General features: G+C 54.9%; 13 protein-coding genes. 4 read left to right on the top strand and 9 right to left on the bottom strand.

What is annotated here, in order from left to right; all coding sequences use genetic code 11:
- Positions 1-387, top strand: a complete 387-nt coding sequence (locus BC777_RS15490; RefSeq protein ID WP_100369113.1) for a hypothetical protein — start codon at positions 1-3, stop codon at positions 385-387.
- Here BC777_RS15490 and BC777_RS15495 read toward each other — a convergent pair whose 3' ends face one another.
- Genes BC777_RS15495 through clpS form a run of 3 tightly spaced genes read right to left on the bottom strand, consistent with a single transcriptional unit; the run spans position 388 to position 2,547 of the window.
- Complete coding sequence (locus BC777_RS15495) at positions 388-1,191, bottom strand: SDR family NAD(P)-dependent oxidoreductase (RefSeq protein ID WP_100369114.1); 804 nt, start codon at positions 1,189-1,191, stop codon at positions 388-390.
- A 21-nt stretch (positions 1,192-1,212) separates the two neighbouring features.
- Complete coding sequence (locus BC777_RS15500) at positions 1,213-2,181, bottom strand: class I SAM-dependent methyltransferase (protein ID WP_100369115.1); 969 nt, start codon at positions 2,179-2,181, stop codon at positions 1,213-1,215.
- Positions 2,182-2,205: 24 nt separating this feature from the next.
- Positions 2,206-2,547 carry an ATP-dependent Clp protease adapter ClpS gene (gene clpS / locus BC777_RS15505; protein ID WP_100369116.1) on the bottom strand — a complete coding sequence of 114 codons (342 nt, stop codon included), beginning with the start codon at positions 2,545-2,547 and terminating at the stop codon, positions 2,206-2,208.
- A 360-nt stretch (positions 2,548-2,907) separates the two neighbouring features.
- Here clpS and BC777_RS15510 point away from each other — a divergent pair, with 360 nt between their 5' ends.
- Positions 2,908-4,308, top strand: a complete 1,401-nt coding sequence (locus tag BC777_RS15510; RefSeq protein ID WP_100369117.1) for a D-alanyl-D-alanine carboxypeptidase family protein — start codon at positions 2,908-2,910, stop codon at positions 4,306-4,308.
- Here BC777_RS15510 and BC777_RS15515 read toward each other — a convergent pair.
- The 6 genes from BC777_RS15515 to BC777_RS15540 all read right to left on the bottom strand — a co-directional run bounded on the left by BC777_RS15515 (position 4,305) and on the right by BC777_RS15540 (position 11,462).
- A complete protein-coding gene (locus tag BC777_RS15515; RefSeq protein ID WP_100369345.1) occupies positions 4,305-4,931 on the bottom strand; it encodes a LysE family translocator in 627 nt (208 codons plus the stop codon). The two genes, BC777_RS15510 and BC777_RS15515, sit on opposite strands and share 4 nt — an antisense overlap.
- 69 nt (positions 4,932-5,000) lie before the next feature.
- Positions 5,001-6,599, bottom strand: a complete 1,599-nt coding sequence (locus BC777_RS15520; RefSeq protein WP_100369118.1) for an ABC transporter ATP-binding protein — start codon at positions 6,597-6,599, stop codon at positions 5,001-5,003.
- Positions 6,596-7,786, bottom strand: a complete 1,191-nt coding sequence (locus BC777_RS15525; protein WP_100369119.1) for an ABC transporter permease — start codon at positions 7,784-7,786, stop codon at positions 6,596-6,598. The genes BC777_RS15520 and BC777_RS15525 overlap by 4 nt, the downstream gene beginning before the upstream one ends.
- The gene (locus BC777_RS15530) at positions 7,786-8,865 is read right to left on the bottom strand and encodes a microcin C ABC transporter permease YejB (RefSeq protein WP_100369120.1); all 1,080 of its coding nucleotides are present in this window, start codon (positions 8,863-8,865) and stop codon (positions 7,786-7,788) included. The genes BC777_RS15525 and BC777_RS15530 overlap by 1 nt, the downstream gene beginning before the upstream one ends.
- Before the next feature lie 9 nt (positions 8,866-8,874).
- Positions 8,875-10,791 (bottom strand): extracellular solute-binding protein, encoded by a 1,917-nt coding sequence (locus BC777_RS15535; RefSeq protein WP_100369121.1) that lies wholly within the window; start codon positions 10,789-10,791, stop codon positions 8,875-8,877.
- 152 nt (positions 10,792-10,943) lie between these two features.
- On the bottom strand, positions 10,944-11,462 hold the full coding sequence (locus BC777_RS15540) for a c-type cytochrome (protein ID WP_100369122.1): 519 nt from the start codon (positions 11,460-11,462) through the stop codon (positions 10,944-10,946).
- Positions 11,463-11,584: 122 nt separating this feature from the next.
- Between BC777_RS15540 and BC777_RS15545 the strand changes: the two genes are divergently transcribed.
- Entirely contained in the window at positions 11,585-12,427 is an 843-nt protein-coding gene (locus BC777_RS15545) for a prephenate dehydratase (RefSeq protein WP_100369123.1), read from the top strand.
- A 263-nt stretch (positions 12,428-12,690) separates the two neighbouring features.
- Positions 12,691-13,749, top strand: a complete 1,059-nt coding sequence (locus BC777_RS15550) for a tetratricopeptide repeat protein (RefSeq protein ID WP_168769184.1) — start codon at positions 12,691-12,693, stop codon at positions 13,747-13,749.
- Positions 13,750-13,868: the final 119 nt, after the last annotated feature.

Below are 13,868 nucleotides of genomic sequence, written 5' to 3' on the forward strand. Positions count from 1 at the left end.
ATGCGCCCTGCCCTAATCGTCCTGCCCTTCGCCCTTCTTGCCGCCTGTGCCACACCGCGCGAGCAATGCATCAGTGACGTCACACGCGACACCCGCGTGATGAGCAGCCTGATCAATGAGGTGCGTGGCAATCTGGAGCGTGGCTATGCGCTTGATCGGCAGCAGAACGTGCGCTCTGTGCCGAAAACCTGCCGGGCGCGTGATGACGATGGTGAAGTTTTTCGGTTCCGCTGCGATGAAACGCGCACGGTGACGACGGTTGTTCCTGTTGCCATCGATCTGAACGCCGAACGTGAAAAGCTCGCCTCACTCGAAGAACGCTTTGCCCAATCGCAAGCGGCTTCTAATCAGGCGGTTGCACAGTGTATTGCAGTGCATCCAGAGTAATCAGTGGGCCGAAACAGCAGCCGGATCCAGCAAAGTACGCCCGCCATCGACCGTGATGATCTGACCGGTTACAAAGGCTGCGGCATCTGATGCCAGATATTGCACCGCGTCTGACACTTCGCCAGGGCTCGCAATACGCTGCAATGGCGTATTGTCGACAATGGCCTCGCGCATGTCGTCCTGATCCTTGAGTGATCCTTGCAAGCTGGCACTCATCACACTGCCAAAGGCAACCGCATTGACCCGGATACCATGAGAAGCCAGTGCAACGGCCAATGATCGGGTCATTTGATCAGATGCAGCAGAACTGACCGAATAGGCAAGCAAATCCGGATGGGTCCGGCGTGCGGCAATTGAGCTAAGGTTCACGATAGAACCGATCGCTTCGCCCGTTGTCCCATCCGCCTGTTTGATCATCCGGCGTGCGACCGCTTGGCTGACACGCAGGGCCGTCATCGCGTTTTGCTGCAACAATTCCTCGACCGAGTTGTCATCGGGATCAAGCGGATCGGTTTCCATCACCTGCCGCGAGGCATTGACCAAAATATCAACCCGCTCAAACGCGTCTATGGTAGCGGACAGCAGATTTGCAATCGTCAGCTTCTTGCGCAGATCGCCTGCAAACACACGGATGTTCTCTGCCTTGTCGGCTTCTTCGCCAATCTCATGGCACAGCGCCTTTTCGTCCATGTCGGCAAAGACCACATTCGCCCCCATCTTCACAAAGTGGCGCCCTATGGCAAGGCCAACACCATTGGCGGCACCCGTAACAATCGCAGTCTTTCCGGAAATGGAAAATGACATCAGACCTCTCCTTTCGGCAGCTTAGCGGTGCGGCCGGTTGGCGTGGAACACTTTGAACGCGTTATTACTGGCGATCATGTCTACATTGCGGAAACATTCAGTCAGTGTCGCCTCATATGGCAAATGGCGGTTTGCGACCATCCACAGCTTGCCGTGTGGGGCAAGCAGGCGGGCCGCTGCCTGAATGAAACCCCGGCCTAGGCTGGGATCAGCGGTACGGCCCGTGTGAAATGGCGGGTTCATCACGATGCCATCATAGGCGGCGGCGTCATGGCGCGTCGCATCTGTCCAATGAAAAAAGACGCGCGGATCATCGACATTCAATTTCGCGCAGGCAATCGACAAGGCTTCGGCCTCAATCAAATCCAGCGATTTAACCCCATCGCGCGCCAGTACCGGGGCGGCAAGATACCCCCACCCGGCCCCCAGATCGGCCATTCGTGCGGGTAATTTCTTGGGCAAAGCCTCCGCCATAAGCGCAGAACCTGCGTCGATTGCACCATCAGAAAACACACCAGCGGTGGTGAAATACCCATGCGCCGCTTTTTCCGGTGGTGGCGCTGACCAATCGGCGAAAGCATCCATGGCAGTAAACCAGAAGATGCGCCCATGCCCTTTGGTCAGGGATGGGACATCACCAAGCGCCTTGCGGCACACCTTAAACAGACTATCCACGCCATCTGTCTTTTGCCCATCAACGATAACCAGATCAGCCTTGGCGCAAGCATCAGCCACCATCGCACGCGCCAGTGCCTTGGCGCGCGGTACGATCACCACGGCGACAGACACTTTGGCCAGCTCTTGTGCAACGGGATAGCCTGCACCTTGCCAAGCTGCCACATCAGGAAAGAAACCATGCACAATCTGCACATCTGCGCGCGGTAATGCGGACACATCATAGGTCGCAGGTGGTCGCATCAAGGCAATGTTGCCCACGGGCAACGTGATCAGGCCGTCATCAAGGGCGGTGCTTAAACGGGATTGGGACATCAAAGGGCGAACAGCGACGGCGCGCTATTCTTTCTCCATCGTGCATTGGAGCGGGTGCTGGTGCCGCTGCGCAAAATCCATCACTTGCGCCACTTTCGTCTCGGCAATCTCGTGACTGAAAACGCCAACAACCGCGACACCCTTCTTATGAACAGTCAGCATCAATTCGAACGCTTGGGCGTGGGACAATCCAAAAAACCGCTCCAACACATGCACAACAAATTCCATCGGTGTGAAATCATCGTTCAGGATCAGCACCTTGTACATCGGCGGGCGTTTTGTTTTTGGCTTCGTCTCAAGCACGACGCCGACGTCACCGTCGTCATCATCCTTTTTATCCGCCATCATCTGAAACTCTGCGCGCATTCGGTCTGCCTTGTTGGGTTGGCGTTATATATAAGGCACAGTCCTTACATGAAAACCCCATGAAATCACAATCGTTGTGATATGTGAGACGGTTGAAATACACCCATATTGCGGGTCTCGCCCCGCTCGCAACTAAATGTTGATAATACCTATGATGAACGCATCAAAAGTCTTTGAATTTAGGGTATTTTCTGAAAACCCGACTTATGCTAGCGTTTCCGCATAACAATAAGGTCACCGGAAAAATTCGGGGCCACTGAGGCAGAAAAAGAGGCAAGCGACGTGACAAGTCGTCCGGGACAGTGGGCCCTTCACGGGCTATTTCTATGTGTACTTTTGGTATCTTTGCTTGTCGGGCCAATGCGCGCGACTGCAGCACCCTATGCGGCCATGGTGATGGACGCACGGACGGGCGAGGTCTTGCATTCACGCAATGCCGACACCCAGTTGCATCCAGCATCGCTGACCAAAATGATGACGCTTTACGTGGCCTTCCAAGCCATCCAACGGGGCGAGATTACGCTGGATACGCCGGTACGTATCAGCAGCCTTGCCGCATCAGAGCCGCCTTCAAAGCTGGGTCTGCGCGCGGGTCAGACGATCCGCCTGCGCTTTTTGCTGCGCGCTGCGGCGGTCAAATCGGCCAACGATGCCGCCACAGCCATTGGTGAGGCGATATCAGGGTCCGAAGACGCCTTTGCCACACGGATGAACCGCACCGCCCGCGCAATGGGCATGCGGAACACGAACTTTCGCAATGCACATGGCCTGACGCAATCCGGTCACCTGTCGACCGCGCGCGATATGTCTGTGCTGGGTCGCCATGTGATCTATGACTTCCCGCAATATTATAACCTCTTCTCGCGCCGTTCGGCCGATGCGGGCATCGCAACTGTGCGCCACACCAACCGCCGTTGGCTCGATAGCTATTCTGGCGGTGACGGCATCAAAACAGGCTATACGCGGGCGGCAGGTTTCAACCTTGTCGCCTCTGCTCAACGTGGGCAAGAGCGGATCATTGCAACCGTCTTTGGCGGGTCATCCACATCAGCACGCAACGCACGTATAACAGAGCTGATGGACATGGGCTTTAACCGTGCCCCATCGAGCGCCACGATCCGCCGTCCAAACCCGCCTGCAGCCATGCTGAGCAGTTCAAACAGCCAAGGCCAGGTCAATCCGGGCAAGATAGTCCGCGTCAGCGGCCTGATTTCGCGCAGCATCAGGCCAACGGCGCGACCGACCGCAGCACCTGTGCAAGAAGAGGTGCTTGTCGCCGCTGTCGATGCAGATCTGATCAACGCCGCAATAGCAGATTCAGTTAACGCCGCCTTGGCAGAAGCACTGAGCGCACCGACACCTGCGCCAACACCTGCCCCCGTAGAAGTAGCCGCAGCCACCCCGCCCGCCGTCACGCCGGTCCCGCGACCGGTCACAGAAACACAAGTCGCAGCACTGGTTCCTGATACGACCGTCACAGACACCGGACCCGAAGTTGTCACGCGCATCTCGACCTCTGGCGGTCGCCATTGGGGCGTGAACGTAGGGCGCTATAACACGCGCTATGACGCTGAACGTGTCTTGCTACGCGTCGCATTGAACGAAATGAGCACGCTTGATGGGTCTTTGCGCCGTGTTGTGCAGCGTTCAGGTGGGTTTGACGCCAACTTCATGGGTCTAACCCGCGACGGCGCCGATCTGGCGTGCCGTCGCTTGCAAGCGCGCGGCACAACTTGCTTCATGATCGGGTCAGACGGTTAAGGCGCACGCGCTAAAGCTGACCTGAGCAACCCCAATCCGGCAGCGGCAAGAAGGGCGGCAACCGCGCCGTCAATCCAACGCCTTGCGCGCTGGTAGCCGCGCATGAACCCTGCCCATGAAAACGCCAAAGCGTGAGCTGCGTAGTTCAAGAAACCAAGTGTCATGCAGACAAGCGTGGCAGCAAGTAGTCCGCTCATCGTATCCTCTGCCCCCATACCCATCGACAAAGCTGCCATCCAAGCCACGACTGCCTTTGGATTGGACAGGTTCAAGATGAGCCCTTTGATAAACCAGCGCCCTTGCGCAGCGGCTGCCAACTCCTGAGACTGCGGTGTCATGGCCGACCGCCACGACTGCCATGCCAACCAAAGCAGATAGAGACCACCAAAGACCTTGAGCGCCGTCAAAAGCACAACCGAGCTTTGCAAAATCGCGCCCATCCCGGTTGCTGCAACACCACCCCAGATAGCCAAACCGACACCCAGCCCCATCCCAAATCGCATTGCAGCACCGCGCCCCATCCGCATAGCAATCGTTGCCACGGCGATGTTTGCCGGACCGGGCGATACCGCAACAACAAAAAACGCAAGTGCAATAGGGGCGAGATCAAGAAGGAACGTCACGACAATACCTGAGCTGAGCGTGTTTACCAAAGCTTGCACGGCAAAGGCGCGCGGTCCAGTACCGATACGCTAGGCAACCTTGCCTTCAAACGCGGCGGCCATCAGGGCGCGCGTATATTCGGTTTGTGGTGCATCGAAAATCGTATCGGCATCCCCTGCCTCGACAACATCACCCTGTTTCATCACCATCACCTTATGCGATAGCGCACGCACGACCTTCAGGTCGTGACTGATGAACAGATAGGCCAGCTTATGCCGCTGCTGCAAATCACGCAGCAACTGTACGATCTGCACCTGCACAGTCATATCAAGCGCCGATGTCGGCTCATCCAGGATCAACAGCTTGGGCTGCAGGATCATCGCACGTGCAATCGCGATTCGCTGGCGCTGGCCACCGGAAAATTCATGCGGGTAGCGGTCCATCAAGGATGGATCAAGACCCACCTCGTTCAAGATCGCTGCCACCATATCGCGGCGGTTGCGCCCCGGTTCCACGCCATGTACGCCAAGGCCTTCGGCGACAATTTCGGCCACCGTCATACGCGGGCTGAGCGATCCGTAGGGGTCTTGAAACACGATTTGCATGTCACTGCGCAGGGGGCGCATCTGACGTTGGTTAAGGTGCTGAATATCTGCGCCCTGAAAGGCGATCCGCCCTTCGGATCGGATTAGCCGCATCACGGCCAGGGCAAGCGTTGTCTTGCCAGACCCGCTTTCGCCCACGACACCGAGCGTCTCACCTGCCCGCACCGTCAATGTCGCCTGATTGACGGCCTTCACATAGCCCGCCGTCCGCTTCAGCAGACCGCGCTGGATCGGGAACCAGATCTTTGCGTTATCGGTTTCCAAGATCACCGGCGCATCAGATTGGACAGGTGCAGGCACACCGCTGGATTCCGCGGCCAGCAACATCTGCGTGTAAGGATGCTGCGGGTTGGCGAAAAGCGCAGCCGTTGGCCCCGTTTCCACGATCTCACCATCCTTCATGACGCAAACCCGATCGGCAATCTTGCGTACAATGGTCAGGTCATGCGTGATGAACAGCATCGACATGCCCTCATCACGTTTCAGATCAGCCAGCAAATCAAGGATCTGCGCCTGAATGGTCACATCCAGCGCTGTTGTCGGTTCATCTGCGATCAGCAGCTCTGGCCCGTTCGCCAAGGCCATCGCGATCATCACACGCTGGCGCTGACCGCCCGAGAGTTGATGGGGGTAGGATCCAAGGCGGCTTTCGGCATCGCGGATACCGACACGTTCAAGCAGTTCAATGATACGTACCCGCACCGCTGCACCGCGCAGCCCTTGGTGTAACTCAATGCTCTCTGCCAACTGCTTCTCAATGGTGTGCAGCGGGTTAAGCGATGTCATCGGCTCTTGAAAGATAAAGCTAATGTCGTTGCCGCGCACGCGGCGCAGGGCAGGTTCATCCGCGCCTACCATCTCTTCGCCGTCGTATTTGATTGAGCCTGCCATGACAGCACTATCGCCCAGCAATTGCACGGTCGACAGTGCAGTGACCGATTTACCCGACCCGCTTTCGCCCACAATGGCGACGGTTTCACCCCTATGCACCTGAAACGATACACCCCTCACCGCGTGGGTCGTATCGCCATCCTGCCGAAACGCAACGCGCAGGTTTTGCACATCAAGAACTACATTACTCATCGACCATCCGTTCCGGTCGCTTCTGGCACCGTGTCAAAGACCGTTTCATCCGTGATGACATTGCCGTCGGCCACAAAGGTCTTGCGTGGGTCAAAGGCGTCGCGGACCCCTTCAAAGATGAAGACCAGCAGCGACAACATGATCGCGAAGGTAAAAAAGGCGGTGAAACCCAACCACGGGGCTTGCAGGTTTTGTTTGGCCTGCAACGTCATCTCGCCCAATGACGGGGCCGAGGACGGCAGACCAAAGCCCAGGAAATCAAGCGAGGCCAAGCCGCCAATCGCCCCGGTCACAAGGAAAGGCAGCATCGTCAGCGTCGCCACCATCGCGTTCGGCAGCATATGGCGGAACATAATGGTCCGGTCTCGTACACCCAGCGCTTTGGCCGCGCGTACATATTCCAGATTACGCGCGCGCAGGAATTCTGCCCTGACGACCCCTACAAGGGCGGGCCATCCAAACAGCACGGTGAGGAACACAAGGAGCCAGTAACTGCGCCCCAGTATCGCAAAGACAATAATGATGACGTAAAGCGACGGCATGCCCGTCCAGATTTCAATGAAGCGCTGAAAGATCAAATCAGTCCAGCCCCCGAAATAGCCCTGCACGGCACCCGCCATGATCCCAATGATCGAGGCGGCAACTGTTACTGTCAGCGCAAAGGTCACCGATAACTGGAAGCCATAAATCACACGCGCGGTTACATCGCGCTTGGTGTCATCGGTGCCCAACCAGTTTTGCCGACTTGGTGGCGCGGGGGCGACGCCGGACACGTCAACGATAGTATTATAGGAATAGGGGATAATGGGCCAAAGCATCCACCCGGCCTGAAAATCCCCATCAAGCGTCTGGCCGTCATCCACTGCGGCGATCAGCTCTTCTGGATTATCGAAGCATTCTTCCAGACCTCCGGTGACAATCAAACAGTCTACTTCCGGTTCGCCATACCCTGCCTCGGTCGGGAAATCGCCGCCGAAATCGCGCTCTGAATAGAAGCTGAAGACCGGCATCATGATCTCACCGCGGTAGCTGACGGCGATGGGTTTGTCATTGGCGATGAATTTGGCAAAAAGTGACAAGCCAAACAGGACGCTGAAGATAACAAGCGACCAATAAGCACGCCGATTGCGGCGGAAATTACGCAGGCGACGCTGATTCAGGGGGGATAGGAACGGACGCTTGGCCATCAATTTCGCGCCTCAAAATCAATGCGCGGATCGATCAGCACATAGGTCAAGTCGGTCAGGATCCCGACAACAAGGCCAATCAGCGAAAAGGCAAAGAGCGTACCAAAAACAACCGGATAATCGCGCGCAACCGCCGCCTCGAACCCAAGGCGGCCAAGGCCATCCAGCGAGAAGAGTGTTTCGATAATCAGCGATCCCCCAAAGAATACACCGATGAAAAGCGCGGGGAAACCGGAAATGACAATCAGCATGGCGTTGCGAAATACATGCCCATAAAGCACGCGCCGTTCAGACAGGCCTTTGGCACGGGCGGTGATGACATACTGTTTCTTGATCTCATCAAGAAAGCTGTTCTTGGTCAGCAAGGTCAGTGTCGCAAAGGCCGAGATGGTCGAGGCCAGCACCGGCAGCGTGATGTGCCAGAAGTAATCCAAAATCTTCCCGATCAACGACAGATCCTCAAAATTACCAGATGTCAGACCACGCAGAGGGAAGATGCGGAAATACGATCCACCTGCAAAAAGCACGATCAGCAAGATGGCAAACAGGAACCCCGGGATAGCATAACCCACAATGATTGCCCCAGAAGTCCATGTATCAAAGGGCGTGCCATCCTTGACGGCCTTTTTGATCCCCAGCGGGATCGATACCAGATAGGCGATCAACGTGGACCATAGGCCTAAGGTAATCGACACCGGCATCTTTTCCATCACCAGATCAAACACGCTGATGGAGCGGAAGTAGCTTTCGCCGAAGTCGAAGCGCATATAATTCCACATCATATTCAGGAACCGCTCAAGCGGGGGCTTATCGAAGCCAAACTCGCGCTCAAGTTCTGCGATAAACTCAGGTGGTAGCCCACGCCCCCCAATGTAGTCGCTGTCCGAGCCTTGCCCAACATCAGCATCACCGCCGCCACCAGATATCCCTTCAAACACATCGCCTTGCCCTTCAAGGTTAGCAAGGATCTGTTCAATCGGGCCACCTGGCACGAACTGGGTGAGAGCAAAGTTGATGATCATGATGCCCAACAGCGTGGGGATCACAAGCAGCAAACGTCGAAGGATATAGGCGCCCATCTGCGTCGCTTACTGAAACGCGCCTGCGGCGACCAGATCGTTGTATTTGTCCTGATTGACCCACCAGTAATCAAGATGACCAAGGCCAAACTCGGGCAGGTTTTCAGGGTATTCGTAGAAGTCGTAATAGGCGGCCCAGTTCCTGCCCAAATACCAGACAGGTACAACAAAATAATCATAGCGCATAATGCGATCTGCGGCGCGGATCAGGGCAGCCATTTCATCATAGCTGTCTGCCTCTGGCAACAAGTCACCAATGATATCGATAGCTTCTGAACAATAGGCGGCAGGGTTAAAGATATCATCCTTTTCGTCACAGCCATACCTTTGGGAAAAGCCCCTGCCTTCTTGCAGGCCATTGGTATAGACGCCGAAGATCATGTCATAATCCTTGGCCTGCCGACGCGCCTGATATTGCGATGGGTCAACGCGGTTATATGTGACATTCACACCCAGTCGTTTCAGATTCTCAATGTAAGGGTTGATGATCCGATCAAACGATTGCCGGGTTTCCAAAAACTCAATATCTAACGTGTTACCGTCAGCGTCGCGCAGCAGGCCATCATCGCTTGTGCTCCAACCTGCACCCTCCATCAACACAAGCGCGCTACGCAGGTTTCCACGATCAAGCGGGCGGGTGCCAGAGATATGTGGCAGCAGGGCGTCTTGAGTAAAAATCTCTTCCGGCAGTTTGTCGCGCAGCGACTCTAGAATTTCGAGTTCACGGCCTTCGGGTAACCCTACAGCCTTGAGTCGGTCATTTTCCCAAAAACTCTCGCGTTGTTGAAACAACCCATACTGCAGATTCTCATTTGTCCATGTGAAATTATAGACCAGCCCGATAGCGCGGCGTACACGACGATCCGCAAGCTGTTCGCGGTCTAGGTTGAACATAAAGCCAGTGGCACCCGGCAATGTACCGTCCGATAGCTCTTCGCGAACAACCCAACCATTATCGATTGCCGGAAAGTCATAGGCCGTGGCCCAGTTGATTGAGCTGCTTTCTTGTCGAAACGTGTAGTCACCAGCCTTGAATGCCTCGAACGCAGCTGATGAATCCGCAAAGTATTCAATGCGGATTGTATCATAATTTCCCCGGCCGACATTGATAGGCAGATCTTTGCCCCAAAAGTCTGGATTCCTCTCGTAGATAATCGATCGTCCGACATCAATTGATCGCACCATGTATTCACCACTTCCCGGGGACACCTCTAGGGATGCTTCATCCAAACGCGCACCGGTTTCTTCAAACCAAGCCTTCGACATAACTGGAAAAATACCCATCTGGGAAAAGCGCCCTCTGATAGGCGCATCATCGTTAAAGGTGATTTTTAATGCATTATCTTCAAGGACTTCAATGTCATTGACCATCGCGCGGATGGAGCCAGCAGCAGATGGTGTGCCTTGTTCCAACAATAATTCAATTGTGAACTTCACATCTTCTGCCGTCATCTCGGTGCCATCCGAGAAGCGGATATTGTCCCGCATATTGAGGATCAACCACGACTTATCTTCAGGGTATTCCATCGTTTCGCACAGCAAGCAATAGACGGAGCCTACCTCATCGCTGGTCACTGTCATCAGCGTTTCCCAAACTGATGATGACAGCGCACCAGGCGTCCCTGACAGGGTTGCGTATGGATTCATACTGTCAAAGGTGCCCGTGGTTGCGACGCTGATTTCTCCGCCCAGCGGCGCGTTGGGGTTTACATATTCCAAATGCTCAAAATCAGGCCCATACTTCAACTCACCAAATTCATTGAAACCGTGACTTTCAGTAATCACCTCATGGCCATCCGCGAAAATCTCGGATCCCGCCCAAATCGCACCAACGCCGATCAACGATCCCAGCGCCCATTGTTTGAACAGGCTGGTCCGCATGTCACGCTTGGCTGCGATGGCAGGGGAACGAGGGCGATTTGGCATTCTGGGCTCCGGGTTGAAAAACGTCTTAAATTGCATACATGAAGTAAATGATCTGTTTCGCAAATATTCAAGTTGAGTTTGTGTGAACTCATTGTGACCTACAACAAAAAAGGCCGCCCAACGGACGGCCCTTTTGAACTGAATCTTTTGAATTATCCGCCGATTGTCGCTAGATAAGCAATCAGATTTGCCCGGTCTTCCACATCGCGCATACCGTTATAGCTCATTGCGGTACCGGGTGCGTAGCCGCGTGGGTTCTCAAGGAAAGCGTTCAGGTTCTCCGGCGTCCAGACATCAGCGGCTTCTGCCAAGGCACCCGAGTACCCAAAATCATCATAAAACTGAACAGGGCGGTTCACGACACCGTATAGTGCAGGACCCGTACCATGCTGACCGGATTCGAGTGCATGGCAAGACCGGCACCCACGCCAGAGGCCTTCGCCTTCTTCTGCGCTGGCAGATGCAAACACGACCGAGAAGGGCTCTTCCTCGACGGCCTCTTCAGCCTCGCCTTCGGCACCTTCGACTTCGATAACATAGGCCTGATCATGATAGTCGCCATGCCCACCTGCATGATAAATCTCTTCCGCAAGCCAGGCACCCAGCAAGAAAACAAGGAAAGTACTGCAAAGACCACCGATCACTTTGGTCATTGTCATTGTGTCGAACATGTCGCGTTCCATTCAGTTCAAAGTTTTGCGGCTATCTATCCGCTTCCCACAGCGGGTTGCAAGGTATACTGCCGCGACCTAACGCCCATTTTTGACGGGTGACAACACGGAGGTCACAGGTGATGTCGCGGAAAATCGCCTTTCAAGGTGAATTGGGGGCTTATGGACACGAGGCCTGTGTCACCGCACGCCCGGATTTTACCCCCCTGCCCAGCGCCACATTCGAGGCCGCGATTGAAGCCGTGCGCAATGGTGCTGCTGATCTTGGCATGATTGCAGTTGAAAACTCCACATACGGCCGTGTTGCCGATGTGCACTCTCTCTTGCCGGAAAGTGGTTTACATATTGTTGATGAAACTTTCGTGCGCGTGCATATCAACCTCTTGGGCAAACCGGATGCCGCCCTGACTGACGTGAAAGAGGCGCATGGCCACCCGGTGATCTTGCCGCAATGCGGCGAATTTTTGCGTACCAATGGGATTACAGGGCGCACCAGTTCTGACAATGCACGCGCCGCGCGTGAAGTCGCCTCGGGCGATGATCGCAGCGTTGCGGCGCTGGCCTCTGAATTGGCAGCGGATATTTACGGCCTCAAGGTGCTGGCCCGCCACATCGAAGACCATGCCCGCAACACCACGCGTTTCCTGATCATGGCGCGAGAGCCGGATTATACCCGGCGTGGCGACGCGGGTATGATGACCAGCTTTGTCTTCCGGGTACGCAACATCCCAGCCGCCCTTTACAAGGCGATGGGTGGTTTCGCCACCAATGGCATCAACATGACCAAACTGGAAAGCTATATGGTCGGTGGTGAATTCACCGCAACACAGTTTTATGCAGAAATCGAAGGGCATCCCGACGACCACAACGTCACGCTGGCGATGGAAGAATTGGGGTATTTCACCGACCACCTGCATGTCATGGGCGTCTACCCTGCCGCAGCACGGCGGCACGAAAGAGTTTGAAACGCGCAATCCGCTCACTGGCGGGGGGCTTGGTTCTCTGGATCAAGCTCGCCCGCACGCCATCCAACTCTAACCCGAACGTCAAGCATATTGACCGCAAACTGGGCCTTTGATGCGGCAGTCATTAACCGCTGTGGTGCTGGATTGAAGGGTACTTTTAAATAAAGTTGACCAATGTCTGCTTCGCATCGTTTACTTTAGTTCAGCGCCTTAGATATCGGGCAACCTGGTTTAGCTGAAAAGCACTGTCATTATAGATCGCTTTGTCCGTTGAACCCATAAAATCAGTTGAGAACAATATGTTTAGAGCGTTGCTTTTAGTGTTTTTCTTAAGCTTCAGTGCTAAGGCTTTTGCGGATGAAACTTTGGACCGATTGTCGGTAGAGGAATTGACTAATCTCGGTCGCATTGCACAGGCAGAACATGACTATGCGCGGGCGCTAGAATGCTATCGTGCAGCTTTGGAAAAGGGGAATTCACCTAGAGCGGTTACCAATATTGGTCTTATGTACCTCAACGGTCATGGTGTGCCCAAAGACGTCGAACACGGCATTGAGTTGCTGCGCGAAGCTGCTGAAACAGGTCATCCGAATGCTATGATGGTACTGGGAGCCACGCTCGGCGGTCGTGGTAAGACTGAGGATGAAAACACAGAGGCGCGGGACTGGCTCCAACGCGCTGCAAACGCCGGCAATGTTCGGGCGATGTCTTTCTTGGCTGAGGCCTTTCGGTATGGAGTTGGCATTCCTTCTCACCCGGACGATGCAAACATAGTTCGGCAGAATGCACGCGCATCTTTGCAGCAAGAAGCTGATGCAGGTGATAACGACGCAAGGCTGGCTCTTGGTAGAATCTACAAGCTGGGCATTCAAGTTCCGGCAGATCACAATAGAGCCGAGGCACTTTTTCTGGCGGGGGCCAGTTCTGGCCATGTGATCATACGGCGATATTTGGGCAGTTTGTATCTTGATGAAATGGGAAGATATGAAGACGCTTACCAGGTATTCAAGGATTTAGCTGACGAGGGCGATCATGGCGGAATGAACCATTTGCAACGCATGTACGCCTATGGTGTAGGAGCAGAAAAGGATTTGGCCATTGCCGCAGAGTGGGCTCTTAAGTCTGCAAGAGCCACCGGGAATGCACATAGCCTGTTTCACCCAATAAACGGCTTGCAAGCGGTTCGCCCGGAAGACCAGCACGTCTATGTTCAGGCTATCCAGACAATTCTCCGGGACGACGACTTCTATTCCGGTCCAATCGATGGGGATGTGACGGACAGTCTTAGGCAAGCGTTGTCGCAATACATCGGTGAAAACTAACGGGGAGCGTTCATTCGTGCATGGCGTCGCATTGGTCGAAATGGGCTCATACTCGACTTTCGCCGTCTCTTCGCCCTAAGGTCTGGCAGTCTCATTTGGATCAGCCTCTGACCCAAACC

This window comes from Yoonia maricola (assembly GCF_002797915.1).
Classification (GTDB): Bacteria; Pseudomonadota; Alphaproteobacteria; order Rhodobacterales; family Rhodobacteraceae; genus Yoonia; species Yoonia maricola.

Coding starts and splice junctions, on each gene's coding strand:
- BC777_RS15490 (WP_100369113.1), top strand. CDS start 1: ATGCGCCCTGCCCTAATCGTCCTGCCCTTCGCCCTTCTTGCCGCCTGT.
- BC777_RS15495 (WP_100369114.1), bottom strand. CDS start 1,191: ATGTCATTTTCCATTTCCGGAAAGACTGCGATTGTTACGGGTGCCGCC.
- BC777_RS15500 (WP_100369115.1), bottom strand. CDS start 2,181: ATGTCCCAATCCCGTTTAAGCACCGCCCTTGATGACGGCCTGATCACG.
- clpS (WP_100369116.1), bottom strand. CDS start 2,547: ATGCGCGCAGAGTTTCAGATGATGGCGGATAAAAAGGATGATGACGAC.
- BC777_RS15510 (WP_100369117.1), top strand. CDS start 2,908: ATGCGCGCGACTGCAGCACCCTATGCGGCCATGGTGATGGACGCACGG.
- BC777_RS15520 (WP_100369118.1), bottom strand. CDS start 6,599: ATGAGTAATGTAGTTCTTGATGTGCAAAACCTGCGCGTTGCGTTTCGG.
- BC777_RS15525 (WP_100369119.1), bottom strand. CDS start 7,786: ATGGCCAAGCGTCCGTTCCTATCCCCCCTGAATCAGCGTCGCCTGCGT.
- BC777_RS15530 (WP_100369120.1), bottom strand. CDS start 8,865: ATGGGCGCCTATATCCTTCGACGTTTGCTGCTTGTGATCCCCACGCTG.
- BC777_RS15535 (WP_100369121.1), bottom strand. CDS start 10,791: ATGCCAAATCGCCCTCGTTCCCCTGCCATCGCAGCCAAGCGTGACATG.
- BC777_RS15540 (WP_100369122.1), bottom strand. CDS start 11,462: ATGTTCGACACAATGACAATGACCAAAGTGATCGGTGGTCTTTGCAGT.
- BC777_RS15545 (WP_100369123.1), top strand. CDS start 11,585: ATGTCGCGGAAAATCGCCTTTCAAGGTGAATTGGGGGCTTATGGACAC.